Here is a 15407-nt window from a genome sequence, read left to right on the forward strand (position 1 = left end):
CATGGCTCAGAAAATCATCCGCGTAGGTTCGATCGAGATCGCCAACGACAAGCCAATGGTGCTGTTCGGCGGCATGAACGTACTCGAATCCCGGGATATGGCCATGCAGGTCTGTGAAGAATACGTAAAGGTCACCGAAAAGCTCGGTATCCCTTACGTGTTCAAGGCCAGCTTCGACAAGGCCAACCGCTCTTCGGTGAACTCCTACCGTGGGCCGGGCCTTGAAGAAGGCATGCGTATTTTCGAAGAGATCAAGCGCACCTTCAACGTGCCGCTGATCACCGATGTTCACGAGCCTCATCAGGCCGCCGTGGTGGCCGAAGTCTGCGACATCATTCAACTGCCGGCTTTCCTGTCGCGGCAGACCGATCTGGTCGTCGCGATGGCGAAAACCGGTGCAGTCATCAACATCAAGAAAGCCCAGTTCCTTGCACCCCAGGAAATGAAACACATCCTGACCAAGTGCGAAGAGGCGGGGAACGATCAGTTGATTCTCTGTGAGCGGGGCTCCAGCTTCGGTTACAACAATCTGGTCGTGGACATGCTTGGCTTTGGCATCATGAAGCAGTTCGAGTACCCGATCCTGTTCGACGTGACCCATGCCCTGCAGATGCCGGGCGGTCGTTCCGATTCTGCGGGCGGGCGCCGCGCCCAGGTGCTGGATCTTGCCAAGGCCGGTATCAGTCAGAATCTGGCCGGTCTGTTCCTTGAAGCCCATCCGGATCCTGACAACGCCAAATGCGACGGGCCATGTGCCCTGCGTCTGGACAAGCTCGAGCCGTTTCTGGCCCAACTCAAGTCCCTGGATGAACTTGTAAAGAGTTTTCCGATCGTAGAGACCGCTTGAACAGGGTTCTCCGGTAAAGTGCCGTTCCCCGTCATCCGTGACGGGGTTGTCGCATTCAGACCTGCCTTTTCCTGCGTCTGATTGCGAGCATTGTTTTCCCAGCTGCGTCGTTTTCGTCAATCTTGGAGTGTTTACAACAATGGCAAAAATCGTCGACATCAAAGGTCGTGAAGTTCTCGACTCCCGTGGCAATCCCACCGTGGAAGCAGATGTGCTCCTCGATAACGGCATCATCGGCAGCGCCTGCGCGCCGTCCGGTGCTTCAACCGGCTCGCGCGAAGCGCTGGAGCTGCGTGATGGCGACAAGAGCCGTTACATGGGCAAGGGCGTTCTGAAAGCTGTGGCCAACATCAATGGCCCTATCCGTGACCTGCTTCTGGGCAAGGATCCGGTCGACCAGAAGGCGCTGGATCACGCGATGATCGAGCTGGACGGCACCGAAAACAAGGCAAGCCTGGGCGCAAACGCCATCCTCGCGGTCTCCCTGGCAGCTGCCAAGGCGGCGGCACAGGATCAGGACCTGCCGCTGTACGCGCATATCGCCAACCTCAATGGCACCCCGGGTGTGTACTCCATGCCGGTGCCGATGATGAACATCATCAACGGTGGCGAGCATGCCGATAACAACATCGACATCCAGGAATTCATGATCCAGCCTGTCGGCGCCAAGTCCTTCGCTGAAGGCCTGCGCTGGGGCACCGAGATTTTCCATCACCTCAAGGCGGTCCTCAAGGCGCGTGGCCTGAACACCGCAGTGGGTGACGAAGGTGGCTTCGCGCCTAACCTGGCATCCAACAAGGAAGCGCTCGACGCTATCGCCGAGGCTGTTGCCAATGCGGGTTATACGCTGGGCACCGACGTGACCCTGGCGCTGGACTGCGCAGCGAGCGAGTTCTACAAGAACGGCAAGTACAAACTGAGCGAAGAGGGCGAATACAGCTCTGCCGAGTTCGCCGAATACCTTGCCGAGCTGACTCGCAAGCACCCGATCATTTCCATCGAAGACGGTCTGGACGAGTCCGACTGGGATGGCTGGAAAATCCTCACCGACAAGATCGGCGAGAAAACCCAGCTGGTGGGTGACGACCTGTTCGTGACCAACACCAAGATCCTCAAGGAAGGCATCGACAAGAAGATCGCCAACTCGATCCTGATCAAGTTCAACCAGATCGGCACGCTGACCGAAACCCTGGAAGCCATTCAGATGGCCAAGGCTGCCGGTTACACGGCGATCATCTCTCACCGTTCCGGCGAGACCGAAGATTCGACCATTGCCGACCTGGCTGTGGGCACCTCTGCCGGTCAGATCAAAACCGGTTCGCTGTGCCGCTCCGACCGCGTGTCCAAGTACAACCAATTGCTGCGCATCGAGGAGCAATTGGGCTCCAAGGCTGTGTATCGTGGTCGTGCCGAGTTTCGCGGCTGAGCCATAGATGGTAAAAAGACGCAGAGTGCTGCACGGATTCGAGTCCCCTGACTTGCCCGTGCAGCTCCGATGCTGACGCTCCGCGGTAATCTGGAGTGATTGAGCCTGGCTTATGTCAGGCTCAATGCCCTCAGTCGTTTGTTGTTCACGTTGGCTCTGCTGTCTTTTTTACTGGGTACCTGATATTTCAATGCGCAGTCCTAACTGGTTGTTCCTCGTCCTGCTCCTGTTGCTGGCTGGCTTGCAGTACCGCCTTTGGGTCGGTAACGGAAGCCTTGCGCAAGTGGCCAGCCTGACTCAGCAGATTGCCGACCAGCATGCTGAAAATCAGGTGCTGCTGGAGCGCAACCGCGTGCTTGATGCCGAGGTCATGGAATTGAAAAAAGGTCTGGAAACCGTCGAAGAGCGTGCCCGACATGAATTGGGCATGGTCAAGGACGGCGAAACCCTTTACCAGCTCGCGCAATAATCAAGTTGGTGCGATGAAAGACTTTCTTCCTGCCTTCTGGGCAGTGATACCTGCAGCGGGCATTGGTGCTCGCATGGCAGCCGACCGTCCCAAGCAGTACCTGCCACTGGGCGGCCTGACAATTCTGGAACACAGCCTGCTTTGCTTTCTCGATCATCCCCGGCTCAAGGGGTTGGTGATCAGTCTGGCTGTGGACGACCCTTACTGGGCTGCATTGCCCTGCGCGCATGACACTCGCATTCAGCGCGTGGACGGCGGCAGCGAGCGCTCAGGCTCGGTACTCAATGCGCTGCTGCACCTGCATGCGCAGGGCGCCAGTGACAATGACTGGGTGCTGGTTCATGACGCTGCGCGTCCGAACCTGGCGCGCAGCGATCTGGACAATCTGCTCGGCGAACTGGCCGATGACCCTGTCGGCGGCCTGCTGGCCGTGCCGGCCCGCGACACGCTCAAACGTGCCGACAGCAGCGGTCGCGTGCTGGAAACAGTGGATCGCAGCCTGATCTGGCAAGCCTTCACGCCGCAGATGTTTCGTCTTGGTGCCCTGCATCGCGCCCTGGCGGACAGCCTGGTCTCTAACGTCAGCATCACCGATGAGGCATCGGCCATCGAGTGGGCGGGGCAGTCGCCACGCCTGATCGAGGGACGTTCCGACAACATCAAGGTCACGCGTCCCGAAGACCTGGAGTGGCTGCGCCAGCGCCGCAGCAAGTTCGGGCGCCAGGTTTCCGCTACTGGCGATACTCATCCCTCATCGCCAACCCCTCCTTAAGATAATCCACCAGCTTGCGCACCTTGGGTGACAGGTGCCTTTGCTGCGGATAGAGCGCCCATACTGCAGTGTTAGGCGGTTGATGCGCCTCCAGCAATGAAACCAGCGTGCCGTCGTTGAGATGTTTCTGCACGTAGTAATCCGGCAACTGACACAAACCGACTCCGTGCAGCGCGGCATCCAGCACGGCCTGGCCGCTGTTACAGCGCCAGTTGCCTTGTACACGCTGGGAAAACTCACGCCCGTTCTGCTGAAGCTGCCAGGTATCGCTGCCTCCTATCAGGCAATTATGGCGATTCAGTTCCGAAAGGCTGTGCGGTCTGCCGTAACGCTCGATGTAGGACGGCGAAGCGCACAGGTACATCTGCCGTGGCGCGAGGCGGGTCGCGACCAGACGCGAGTCCTGTAACCGGCCAAGCCGAATCGCCAGGTCCATGCCTTCATGAACCAGGTCCAGCGTGTCGTTGCTCAGCTCGATATCGACCCGCAGGTGCGGGTAAACGTCCATGAAACGCGTGACCAGCGGCGTGATGAAGCGCTCGCCATAGGCCACCGCGCAGGTCATGCGCAACAAACCCTTCGGTTCGCTGGCCAGATCGCCCACGGCGCGCAGAGCTTCTTCGCGGCCGTCCTGCAGGCGCTGGCAGTGGTGCAGAAAGGTTTGCCCGGCTTCCGTCAGCGCGACCTTGCGTGTGCTGCGGTAGAGCAGACGGGTCTGCAGGCGCTCTTCAAGACGAACGATTTGACGGCTCACATGCGACGAGGAGACCCCGAGCCGCTGAGCTGCCGCCGTGAACTGCCCGCATTCTGCAACGGCAACGAACTCATCCAGACCTTCCCAGCGATTGGTGTACATCGATTATCCCTGTACAGCATTAATGTTTTGCTTTTAGCCGCATTACTCGTCAATTGGCACTGTACTACACTGCAATCCTTGTTTTTACCCGTCGGAGAAGATTGATGATCAAGTCGCGCGCTGCTGTCGCTTTTGAAGCCAAAAAGCCATTGGAGATCGTTGAAGTCGATGTCGCCATGCCCAAGGCGGGAGAAGTGCTGCTCAGAGTAGTAGCCTCCGGCGTCTGCCACACCGATGCCTACACCCTGTCCGGGGCTGACCCTGAAGGGATTTTCCCGTCGATCCTCGGTCACGAAGGCGGTGCGATTGTCGAAGCGGTGGGAGAGGGCGTGACCTCGGTGATGGTCGGCGACCACGTGATTCCGCTGTACACCCCGGAATGCCGTCAGTGCAAGTTCTGCCGCTCGGGCAAGACCAACCTGTGTCAGGCGATTCGTGCCACTCAGGGTAAGGGCCTGATGCCGGATGGCACCACGCGCTTTTCCTACAAGGGCGAGCCGATTTTCCACTACATGGGCACATCGACCTTCTCCGAGTACACCGTACTGCCGGAAATCTCGGTGGCCAAAATCGACAAGCAGGCACCGCTGGAAAAGGTCTGCCTGCTGGGTTGCGGTGTCACCACCGGTATCGGTGCGGTGCTCAACACCGCCAAGGTCAAGCCTGGCGATACCGTGGCCATCTTCGGCCTGGGCGGTATTGGCCTTTCGGCATTGATCGGTGCGGTCAAAGCCAAGGCAGCTCGAATCATTGCCATCGACATCAACCCGGCCAAGTTCGAAATCGCCAAACAGCTGGGCGCGACTGATTGCGTCAACCCGAAGGATTTCGACCGTCCGATCCAGGAAGTCATTGTCGACATGACCGATGGCGGCGTCGACTTCTCGTTTGAGTGCATCGGTAATGTGCAACTGATGCGTGCAGCGCTGGAATCCTGCCACAAGGGCTGGGGCGAGTCGGTCATCATCGGCGTGGCCGGTGCCGGTCAGGAAATCGCTACTCGTCCGTTCCAGCTGGTGACCGGGCGCGTCTGGCGCGGTTCGGCATTTGGTGGCGTGCGTGGTCGTACCGAATTGCCAAGCTACGTGGACATGGCGCAGACCGGTGAAATCCCGCTGGATACGTTCATCACCCACACCATGGGCCTGGAAGACATCAACAAGGCATTCGACCTGATGCATGAAGGCAAAAGCATCCGCACGGTCATTCATTTTTAAGGAGCAGCGGCAGGCGCTCGGCTTCAAGCAGCAAGCAGGATGCTCTGGTCCATGCCTGCAGCCTGAGGCTTGACGCCTGCAACTGGAGGAAACCCTATGCCTTTGGAAAATATTTCCTGCCAAAAGAGTTTCGGCGGCTGGCACAAGCGCTACAAGCATCATTCTCAAGTGCTCGGTTGCGACATGGTGTTTGCCGTCTACCTGCCGCCACAGGCGGAGCAGGGCGGCAAACTGCCGGTGTTGTACTGGCTGTCCGGCCTGACCTGCACGGATGAGAACTTCATGCAGAAAGCAGCGGCCCATCGACTGGCAGCCGAGCTGGGCATCATCATCGTGGCGCCTGATACCAGTCCGCGCGGTGCCGACGTGGCAGATGACCCTGACGGCGCCTGGGACTTCGGTCAGGGCGCGGGCTTCTACCTTAACGCTACCGAGCAGCCTTACGCGCGGCATTACCAAATGCATGATTACGTGGTCAAGGAACTGCCGGCGCTGATCGAGGGGCATTTCCCGGCGTCGCAGGTGCGCAGTATCAGCGGCCACTCGATGGGCGGTCACGGCGCGCTGGTCTGCGCATTGCGCAATCCTGGCCGCTATCGCTCGGTGTCGGCGTTTTCGCCGATCAGTAATCCGATCGATTGCCCCTGGGGGCAAAAGGCATTCTCCCGTTATCTGGGCGAAGACCGTTCTCGCTGGCGCGAGTGGGATGCCAGCGTGCTGATTGCGCAGGCGTCCGAAAAACTGCCGACCCTGGTCGATCAGGGCGATCGTGATGATTTTCTGGTCAACCAGCTCAAACCCGAGGTGCTGGTTCAGGCGGCCAAGGCTGCGGATTACCCGCTGACCCTGCGCATGCAGCCAGGTTACGACCACAGCTATTTCTTCATCGCCAGCTTCATCGAAGACCATCTCAGGCATCACGCTGCAGCCTTGAACAGCTAACGCGCGCCAAAGCAGGTAGAATCACGCCCTGACTTTTTTCAGGGCGTTTTTTTATGCGTATTGGCCATGGCTATGATGTGCACCGTTTCGCTGAAGGCGACTTCATTACCTTGGGCGGCGTGCGGATTGCACACGGGTTCGGCCTGCTGGCCCATTCCGATGGCGATGTCCTGCTGCATGCCTTGAGCGACGCGCTTCTGGGCGCCGCAGCGCTGGGCGATATCGGCAAGCACTTTCCTGACACCGACCCGCAGTTCAAGGGCGCCGACAGCCGCGTGCTGCTGCGTCATGTCCTCACGCTGATCCATGGCAAAGGCTGGAAGGTCGGTAATGTCGACGCGACCATCGTCGCTCAGGCACCGAAAATGGCGCCGCATATCGATGCCATGCGTGCATTGATCGCCGAAGACCTTCAGGTTGAGCTGGATCAGGTCAACGTCAAGGCCACAACGACCGAAAAGCTTGGCTTTACCGGGCGTGAAGAAGGCATCGCGGTGCATGCCGTTGCGTTGTTGCTGCGCGCATGAATGAACTTGAACTGCTGGGCCCGCGAGCTTACGGCGATGCACTGGGGCGTGCAGTGCTCAAGGCGATTGCCGAAGACTTTCAGGTCGATGAAGTGCTGGACATTCCGCTTTCCGGGGATGGCGAGCACTTGTGGCTATGGGTCGAGAAACGCGGCCTGAACACGGAAGAGGCGGCGCGCCGGCTGGCCCGGGCTGCGGGCGTTCAGTTGCGCACAGTCAGCTACGCCGGTCTCAAGGATCGCCAGGCATTGACCCGACAGTGGTTCAGTATTCAACTGCCGGGCAAGGCCGATCCTGATCTGTCTGCTGCGCAGGACGACACGCTGAAGATTCTCAAAAGCGGTCGTCACAAACGCAAGCTGCAGCGTGGCGCCCATGCGGCCAATGGCTTCACCCTGCGTCTGACTCAGCTGGAGGCAGACCAGGGCGCGTTGAATCAGCGCCTTGAAACCATTGCCCGGCAGGGCATCCCCAATTATTTCGGCACGCAGCGTTTTGGCTATCAGGGCGGAAATCTTGGCGAGGCACGCGATTACGCCGCCCGCAAGGCGCTGCCTGAGCAGCGCGCCGTGCGTTCGCGACTGTTGTCCACGGCGCGCAGTTACCTGTTCAACCGGGTGTTGGCCGCCCGGGTTGCCGATGGCAGCTGGCAGAAGGCTCAGGTCGGGGATTTGCTTGCGTTCACCGACAGTCGCAGTTTTTTCCCGGCCGGATTGGATGAATGCAGCGATCCTCGTCTGGCGATCCTCGATCTGCACCCCACCGGTCCTCAGTGGGGTGAAGGCCCTTCGCCAGCTGGCGGTGCGACGGCAGCGCTGGAAAATACCGTTGCCGATGACGAATCCGTGTTGCGTGACTGGCTGGTCAGAGCGGGCATGGAGCACGAACGTCGCATCCTGCGACTGCCCATTGGGCGGCTGACGTGGCATTATCCCGAGTCTGACATTCTGCAACTGGAATTCGTCCTTCCGCCCGGATGCTTTGCGACCGTCTTGGTACGCGAACTCATCGATCTGGTGCCGGTTGGGCAGACGGACAGCTCATGCGTATTCTGATATCAAATGATGACGGGGTGAATGCGCCCGGTCTTGTCGCGCTCCATGCGGCGTTGGCGAACTACGCCGACTGCGTGGTGATTGCGCCTGATCAGGACAAAAGTGGTGCCAGCAGTTCTCTGACACTCGACCGGCCCTTGCATCCGCACACCCTGGAAAACGGCTTCATCAGTGTCAACGGTACGCCCACCGATTGTGTGCATCTGGGCATTCACGGGCTACTGGAGCGGCAACCGGACATGGTGGTTTCAGGCATTAACCTGGGGGCCAATCTGGGCGACGATGTACTGTATTCCGGAACGGTCGCCGCAGCGCTTGAAGGGCGTTTTCTGCAGCGCCCGTCGTTTGCCTTTTCGTTTCTGTCACGTCAGCCGGATAATCTGGCGACGGCGGCGCATTACGCGCGCTTGCTGGTCGAGGCCCATGAGCAACTCGACCTGCCACCCCGCACGGTATTGAACGTGAATATTCCCAACCTGCCGCTCGAGCACATCCGCGGCATTCAACTGACCCGATTGGGGCATCGTGCCCGCGCTGCGGCGCCGATCAAGGTCGTCGACCCGCGTGGCCGCGCTGGCTACTGGATCGCTGCTGCCGGTGATGTCGAGGACGGCGGCGCCGGGACCGACTTTCATGCGGTCGTACAAGGCTATGTATCGATCACGCCGTTGCAGCTGGATAGAACCTATCAGGACGGATTCAGCAGCCTGAACACCTGGCTGGAGGGACTTCGTTGATGTCACGCGAGCAGGATGATTTATTGCGTCGAGGGATCGGAATGACATCGCAGCGTACCCGCGAGCGTCTGATTCAGCGCCTCTGTGAAGAGGGCATTTCCAACCAGCGGGTACTGGACGTCATTCGCAAGACGCCACGGCATCTGTTTGTCGATGAAGCGCTGGCGCATCGCGCCTACGAAGACACCGCATTGCCCATCGGTCATAACCAGACCATTTCCCAGCCTTACATGGTCGCGCGGATGAGTGAGCTGCTGTTGGCAGCCGGGCCGCTGGACAAGGTCATGGAGATCGGTACGGGGTCAGGCTATCAGACTGCTGTGCTGGCGCAGCTGGTAGAACGAGTGTTCTCGGTCGAGCGCATCAAGGTGCTTCAGGATCGCGCCAAGGAACGTCTGGTCGAGCTCAATCTGCGCAACGTGGTGTTCCGCTGGGGTGACGGCTGGGAAGGCTGGCCAGCCCTGGCGCCCTATAACGGCATCATCGTCACGGCCGTGGCAACCGATGTACCGCAGGCATTGCTCGATCAGCTGGCACCGGGAGGCCGTCTGGTCATTCCCGTGGGCTCGGGGGAGGTTCAGCAGTTGATGCTGATCATCCGTGAAGAACACGGTTTTTCCCGGCACGTGCTGGGGGCTGTGCGCTTCGTGCCATTGCTCAATGGACCCATCGCTTGAAGATTGTCTGCGGTAAACAATGAATTCTGGCGTCAGTCATCTGTCTACAGCGCGCGGCCCGGAATGTTGAATGGCCTGATGGCATCATTTCCATGCAGCTGATTGATACTTAACAGCGTTTTTCAGCGGATATCACTGGCTGCCCGTCGCTATTACGGCACAATAGGCATCTTTTTTGAATTCAGTCACCAGTAAAGGGAGTGGCGGGTGAGTCTCACAGTCATTCAGCAGCTCAGGTCTTCAAGAAGTTATCAGCGTCTGGTGATTGGCATTGCTCTCAGTGTCCTTTTGGTCGGCTGCTCCAGCTCGCCCTCAGGCGGCGTTCGCGTCGTTGATCGCAACGGCAATGCCGTGGCCCAGCGTCCGACGGTGACCACTGGCCAATACGTGGTCAGGCGCGGTGACACACTTTTTTCCATTGCATTTCGTTACGGCTGGGACTGGAAGGCGCTGGCTGCCCGTAACCAGATCCCGGAGCCGTTTACCATCAAGCCTGGTCAGACAATTCGCTTTGACGGACGCTCCTCTTCAACACCGAGCGTGGTTTCAACGTCGGGCGCCGGGCGTCCAGTGACGTCCACGTCAACCACGACCAGCAGTTCCGGATCCGTCAAAACCACGGTTATGTCCAAACCTGTTGCGGTTGTACCTGTGGTTATACCTCCCTCGGCGACCACCGGGACAGGCCCGGCCGGCAAGTCCCCGACAGGTTGGACCTGGCCTTCGAGTGGCATTTTGATAGGAAAATTTTCCTCAAACGGCAGTTTGAATAAAGGAATTGATATCGCTGGTGATTTGGGACAGCCTGTTTTGGCAGCGTCTGATGGTTCAGTTGTTTACGCCGGAAGTGGATTACGGGGCTACGGCGAATTGATCATCATCAAACACAGCGATACCTACGTCAGTGCCTACGGTCATAACCGCAGGCTTTTGGTACGGGAAGGACAACAGGTCAAGGCAGGGCAGACGATTGCCGAAATGGGGTCAACAGGAACTGACCGGGTGAAACTGCATTTTGAGATTCGCCGCCAAGGGAAACCTGTAGATCCGTTAGGATTCTTGCCACGTCGTTGATAGTTGCCAGCCTGTTCCAGGCGTAATAGGAACAGGCTCAAGCGTTGCCATGGAACCAGGCGATGCTGGAGCTTGAGGTCGAACTCACCAAAGGACTAAAACAATGGCTCTTGGCAACGAAGCGCCGGAGTTTGACATCGATGATGAAGTGCTCCTTATGGAAGCCGGCATTGTCCTGAAGGAAGCGTCAAACGAGAAGCAGCCAGCCGCTGTCTCGGGACGTACCAAGGTCAAGCAATCAACATCGCTCAAACAACACAAGTACATTGACTACACGCGGGCGCTTGATGCTACCCAGCTGTACCTCAATGAAATCGGTTTTTCTCCTCTATTGTCCCCGGAAGAAGAAGTGCATTTTGCGCGTCTGTCGCAAAGTGGAGATCCGGCCGGGCGCAAACGCATGATTGAAAGCAATCTGCGGCTGGTAGTGAAAATTGCCAGACGCTATGTCAATCGTGGGCTGTCATTGCTTGATCTGATCGAGGAGGGCAACCTGGGGTTGATCAGGGCGGTTGAGAAGTTCGACCCGGAGCGCGGTTTTCGTTTCTCTACCTACGCCACCTGGTGGATTCGTCAGACCATTGAACGCGCGATCATGAATCAGACGCGGACCATCCGACTGCCGATTCATGTGGTCAAGGAGCTGAACGTTTATCTGCGTGCGGCCAGAGAGCTGACCCAGAAGCTGGATCACGAACCTTCTCCTGAAGAGATCGCCAACCTGCTGGAAAGACCGGTAGGCGAGGTCAAGCGCATGCTGGGCTTGAACGAGCGTGTTTCGTCAGTGGACGTTTCGCTGGGCCCGGATTCGGACAAGACGCTGCTCGATACCTTGACCGACGACCGTCCGACAGACCCCTGCGAGTTGCTGCAGGACGACGATCTCTCACAGAGTATCGATCAATGGCTGTCTGAACTGACCGAGAAGCAGCGCGAGGTGGTGATTCGCCGCTTCGGTTTGCGCGGGCATGAAAGCAGCACGCTTGAAGATGTAGGGCTTGAGATCGGCCTGACGCGTGAGCGTGTAAGGCAGATTCAGGTTGAAGGACTCAAGCGTCTGCGTGAGATCCTCGAGAAAAATGGTCTGTCCAGCGAATCCCTCTTCCAGTAATCCCCCCTCTGCAGCATCCATCCAGGGCCGATATAACACAGTGTGTGTATATCGGCCTTTTTATATGTCTTTCGTCATTTCAATATTGCTGCTCACGGGACCCGCCAATACGGTTTTGCCTGTTCAATCTCGCGGTCGGTGTACTTGGAAGGTTCAAAGCCTGTAAGTCATTGCGCACGCTTGCTGTAAGTCATTCAGGTAATCGGAGTAAGGCTAGTCGCCAATTTCACGGTTTTTTCGTTGCAAGGCTTTGTTTTTGAAAAGGTTTAATCCTGTAAGACAATCGACCGGGAAATATTCTGGAGCGTTTCGGGTGTTGCTCTCCAGGGTTAAATCTCTAATATCGAAGCTGTGCCAACGGACAGGCACGGGCCATCAAGGATGACGGTCAAGGACATCGCGGGATGCGATTCATCAGGATGATGACAAGGGAATACAGGGATCAGGGAAAAACGTGGGCGGGTCATACCGCCCCTTTTTTTGTCTGCAGAAAAGCGCATTCAATAAAAAAGGCCCTCTTGAGGGCCTTTTGTCTGTCTGGAATCTAGCGTTCCAGATCAGCGATCTTGCCGGTTTTGCCATCCCACTCTGCCGCTTCCGGCATAGCGTCTTTCTTTTCGGTGATATTGGGCCAGACTTCGGCAAGCTCGGCGTTGAGCTCGATGAAGTTTTCCATGCCGGCAGGGATCTCGTCTTCCGAGTAAATGGCTACGGCAGGGCACTCTGGCTCGCAGAGCGCGCAGTCGATGCACTCGTCCGGGTGGATCACCAGGAAATTCGGGCCTTCGTAAAAGCAGTCCACCGGACAGACTTCTACGCAGTCGGTGTACTTGCACTTGATGCAGTTGTCGGTGACGACGAAGGTCATTTCTAATTTTCTCCTCAGGCGGCTGCGGCAGAGCCCTTCCAGACAGGGGTGCCAGGTTCGGGAGGTTTCCCGGCCCTATGAAAACACGTGCTTTTGGTGGGTGGCCTTGAAGCGGTAAGACTGCGGCGTCTGCTACCTGTCCCTGCTACCTACCGATGGTTCGCTGCATTTTCACGCGGCTCGAAAAACGCCTCGACCAGGCTAAAAGCCGAGAGCGTCCCAAACCGCGCGGGATTCTAACAGTATGTAACGCTTCGCGTCACAGGCGAGTTTGCAATGTGTATAGCAAATCCAGCGCCTGCCGCGGGGTCATATCGTCGACCTTGACCTTCGACAGCTCGTCGAGCACCGGGTGCGGCAGACTTGCGAACATATCGCTCTGCTGCGGGACTGCGGGCTTGCCGGGTTTGGCGCGCGGCTGCTCGTGCGGCAGGCTGGTGGTTTCCAGACGCTGCAAGTGTTCCTTGGCGCGGCTGATGACCTTGCCCGGCACCCCGGCCAGTTGCGCCACGGCCAGACCGTAGCTCTGGCTCGCAGGCCCTGGCAGGACGCGGTGCAGGAACACGATGCGCTCATTATGCTCGGTGGCGTTGAGGTGCACATTGGTCACCAGCGGTTCGCTTTCCGGCAACACCGTCAGTTCGAAATAGTGCGTGGCGAACAGTGTATAGGCGCGCAGCTGCGCGAGGCACTCGGCTGCCGCCCAGGCCAGCGAAAGGCCGTCGAAAGTACTGGTGCCGCGCCCCACTTCGTCCATCAGCACCAGACTTTTATCGGTAGCGTTGTGCAGGATGTTTGCCGTTTCGCTCATTTCGACCATGAACGTCGAGCGTCCTCCCGCCAGGTCGTCGCTGGAGCCGATGCGCGTGAAGATCCGGTCGACCAGCGACAGTTCGCAGCTGGCAGCGGGCACGAAGCTGCCGATATGGGCCAGCAGCACGATCAGCGCCGTCTGACGCATATAGGTCGATTTACCGCCCATGTTCGGGCCGGTGATGACCAGCATGCGAGTGCTGTCGTCCAGCGCCAGGTCGTTGGCAACGAAAGGCGTGCTCAGAACCTGTTCCACCACCGGATGACGGCCTTGCTCGATGCGCATGCAGGGTTCGGCGACAAAGCGTGGGCAATTGAGGTCCAGATTCAGCGCGCGCTCCGCAAGGTTGCTCAACACGTCCAGTTCGGCCAGCGCCGCCGCCGTATCCTGAAGCGGCGCAAGATGACCGATCAGGTCTTCGAGGAGCGTTTCGTAGAGCATCTTTTCCCGAGCCAAGGCGCGGCTCTTGGCCGACAACGCCTTGTCTTCGAACTCCTTGAGCTCGGGCGTGATAAAGCGCTCGGCGCCCTTCAGGGTCTGGCGGCGTATGTAATCAGCCGGCGCCTGCTCGGCCTGCTTGCTTGGCAGCTCGATAAAGTAGCCATGTACGCGGTTGTAGCCGACTTTCAGGTTGCCGAGACCGGTGCGGGCTTTTTCGCGGGCTTCCAGGTCGATCAGGAACTGGCCGGCGTTTTCGCTCAGAGACTGCAGATCATCCAGCTCAGCGTCGTAGCCAGTCTTCAAAACGCCACCGTCACGAATGACGGCTGGCGGGTTGTCGATGATCGCGCGCTGCAGCAGATCGGCCAGCTCGGGATAGGTGCTGGCGGTCTGCGCAAGTTGCTGCAGATGCGGCGCTTCCAGATCGGTCATCGCCTGTTGCAACTCGGGCAGGGCGCTCAGGGCGTCGCGCAGGCGAGCGAGGTCACGTGGCCGCGCGTTACGCAGGCCGATGCGCGCCAGAATCCGCTCAATGTCGCCGATTTCCTTGAGCTGTGGCTGCAGGTTTTCAAAGCGATAGCGTTCCAGAAAACAGGTGATCGACGTCTGGCGTGCCTGAAGGATGGTCAGGTCGCGCAATGGCCGGTTCAGCCAGCGGGTCAGTAACCGTGTCCCCATTGCGGTCTGGCAGCGGTCCATGACCGATTGCAGGGTGTTGTCACGGCCTCCGGACAGGTTGGTGTCCAGTTCCAGATTACGGCGACTGGCGGCATCGAGGATCACGGTATCGTCGAGACGTTCGTGACGCAGGCTGCGCAGATGGGGCAGGGCGGTACGCTGGGTTTCCTTGGCATAGCTCAGCAGGCAGCCGGCAGCACCGATGGCCAGCGTCAGGTTTTCGCAACCGAAACCCTTCAGGTCCTGGGTTGCAAACTGCTGACACAAACTTTTATGCGCTGAGTCGCGCTCGAAATCCCAAGGCGCGCGACGTCGAGAACCACGGCGCTTCTCGGCAGGCAGACCTTGTGGCCAGTCGTCCGGGATCAACAGCTCGACCGGGTTGATGCGCTCGAGCTCGGCCAGCAGGTTCTCCCAGCCCTTGATCTCCAGCACACTGAAGTTACCGCTGGTGATATCCAGTACCGCGAGGCCGAACAGACGTTCGTCACCCAGCACGGCGGCGATCAGGTTATCGCGGCGCTCGTCGAGCAGGGCCTCATCGCTGATGGTCCCTGGCGTGATGATCCGCACCACCTGACGATCCACCGGCCCCTTGCTGGTGGCGGGGTCGCCGATCTGCTCGCAGATCACCACTGATTCGCCCAGTTTCACCAGCTTGGCCAGATAACCCTCGGCTGCGTGGTAGGGAATCCCGCACATGGGAATGCTCTGACCTGCCGACTGGCCGCGTGCGGTCAGGGTTATATCCAGCAGCTTGGCGGCTTTCTTCGCGTCTTCGTAGAAGATCTCGTAGAAATCGCCCATGCGATAAAACATCAGCTGATCCAGGTGCTGGTTTTTCAGTTTCCAGTACTGCTGCATCATCGGAGTGTGTGCGGAGAGGTCGGAAATTG

Annotated in this window: 15 protein-coding genes; 12 read left to right on the forward strand and 3 right to left on the reverse strand. The window is 58.7% G+C overall.

The features are described from left to right. Nucleotide 1 precedes the first annotated feature (1 nt). From kdsA to ispD, 4 genes are all read left to right on the forward strand, one after another. Nucleotides 2-847: a 3-deoxy-8-phosphooctulonate synthase gene (gene kdsA / locus AO388_RS02985; RefSeq protein ID WP_003314314.1), complete on the forward strand. Its 846-nt coding sequence runs from the start codon at nt 2-4 to the stop codon at nt 845-847. Nucleotides 848-986: 139 nt separating this feature from the next. Continuing rightward, nucleotides 987-2273: a phosphopyruvate hydratase gene (gene eno, locus AO388_RS02990; RefSeq protein WP_003339565.1), complete on the forward strand. Its 1287-nt coding sequence runs from the start codon at nt 987-989 to the stop codon at nt 2271-2273. A gap of 190 nt (nt 2274-2463) precedes the next feature. Beyond that, the gene (ftsB, locus tag AO388_RS02995) at nt 2464-2742 is read left to right on the forward strand and encodes a cell division protein FtsB (RefSeq protein ID WP_003314315.1); all 279 of its coding nucleotides are present in this window, start codon (nt 2464-2466) and stop codon (nt 2740-2742) included. Between the two features lie 13 nt (nt 2743-2755). After that, on the forward strand, nt 2756-3514 hold the full coding sequence (ispD, locus tag AO388_RS03000) for a 2-C-methyl-D-erythritol 4-phosphate cytidylyltransferase (protein ID WP_003433358.1): 759 nt from the start codon (nt 2756-2758) through the stop codon (nt 3512-3514). On the opposite strand, the gene AO388_RS03005 is transcribed toward ispD, so the two are convergent. Then, nucleotides 3474-4370: a LysR family transcriptional regulator gene (locus AO388_RS03005; RefSeq protein ID WP_003433355.1), complete on the reverse strand. Its 897-nt coding sequence runs from the start codon at nt 4368-4370 to the stop codon at nt 3474-3476. The two genes, ispD and AO388_RS03005, sit on opposite strands and share 41 nt — an antisense overlap. 104 nt (nt 4371-4474) lie before the next feature. Here AO388_RS03005 and AO388_RS03010 point away from each other — a divergent pair, with 104 nt between their 5' ends. The 8 genes from AO388_RS03010 (at nt 4475) to rpoS (ending at nt 11710) form a co-directional block, all read left to right on the forward strand. Next, nucleotides 4475-5587, forward strand: coding sequence for an S-(hydroxymethyl)glutathione dehydrogenase/class III alcohol dehydrogenase (locus AO388_RS03010; RefSeq protein WP_003391047.1), 1113 nt, complete (start codon nt 4475-4477; stop codon nt 5585-5587). Nucleotides 5588-5683: 96 nt separating this feature from the next. After that, nucleotides 5684-6529: an S-formylglutathione hydrolase gene (gene fghA / locus AO388_RS03015; protein WP_003364809.1), complete on the forward strand. Its 846-nt coding sequence runs from the start codon at nt 5684-5686 to the stop codon at nt 6527-6529. Between the two features lie 53 nt (nt 6530-6582). Next, nucleotides 6583-7056, forward strand: a complete 474-nt coding sequence (ispF, locus tag AO388_RS03020; protein ID WP_003364807.1) for a 2-C-methyl-D-erythritol 2,4-cyclodiphosphate synthase — start codon at nt 6583-6585, stop codon at nt 7054-7056. After that, nucleotides 7053-8111 (forward strand): tRNA pseudouridine(13) synthase TruD, encoded by a 1059-nt coding sequence (gene truD, locus AO388_RS03025; RefSeq protein WP_058416025.1) that lies wholly within the window; start codon nt 7053-7055, stop codon nt 8109-8111. The genes ispF and truD overlap by 4 nt, the downstream gene beginning before the upstream one ends. Then, entirely contained in the window at nt 8099-8848 is a 750-nt protein-coding gene (gene surE, locus AO388_RS03030; protein WP_003364800.1) for a 5'/3'-nucleotidase SurE, read from the forward strand. Before truD ends, surE begins: the two co-directional genes overlap by 13 nt. 41 nt (nt 8849-8889) lie before the next feature. Beyond that, nucleotides 8890-9525, forward strand: a complete 636-nt coding sequence (locus tag AO388_RS03035; RefSeq protein WP_003364797.1) for a protein-L-isoaspartate(D-aspartate) O-methyltransferase — start codon at nt 8890-8892, stop codon at nt 9523-9525. 207 nt (nt 9526-9732) lie between these two features. Then, nucleotides 9733-10599, forward strand: coding sequence for a peptidoglycan DD-metalloendopeptidase family protein (locus AO388_RS26740; protein WP_003364795.1), 867 nt, complete (start codon nt 9733-9735; stop codon nt 10597-10599). A gap of 103 nt (nt 10600-10702) precedes the next feature. After that, nucleotides 10703-11710: an RNA polymerase sigma factor RpoS gene (gene rpoS / locus AO388_RS03045; RefSeq protein WP_003364793.1), complete on the forward strand. Its 1008-nt coding sequence runs from the start codon at nt 10703-10705 to the stop codon at nt 11708-11710. Between the two features lie 544 nt (nt 11711-12254). Here the strand turns inward: rpoS and fdxA are convergent. Then, nucleotides 12255-12578, reverse strand: coding sequence for a ferredoxin FdxA (fdxA, locus tag AO388_RS03050; RefSeq protein ID WP_003433347.1), 324 nt, complete (start codon nt 12576-12578; stop codon nt 12255-12257). 259 nt (nt 12579-12837) lie between these two features. Beyond that, complete coding sequence (mutS, locus tag AO388_RS03055) at nt 12838-15405, reverse strand: DNA mismatch repair protein MutS (RefSeq protein WP_161937152.1); 2568 nt, start codon at nt 15403-15405, stop codon at nt 12838-12840. Nucleotides 15406-15407: the final 2 nt, after the last annotated feature.

The organism is Pseudomonas sp. ICMP 10191 (assembly GCF_001467335.1).
GTDB lineage: Bacteria > Pseudomonadota > Gammaproteobacteria > Pseudomonadales > Pseudomonadaceae > Aquipseudomonas > Aquipseudomonas cerasi.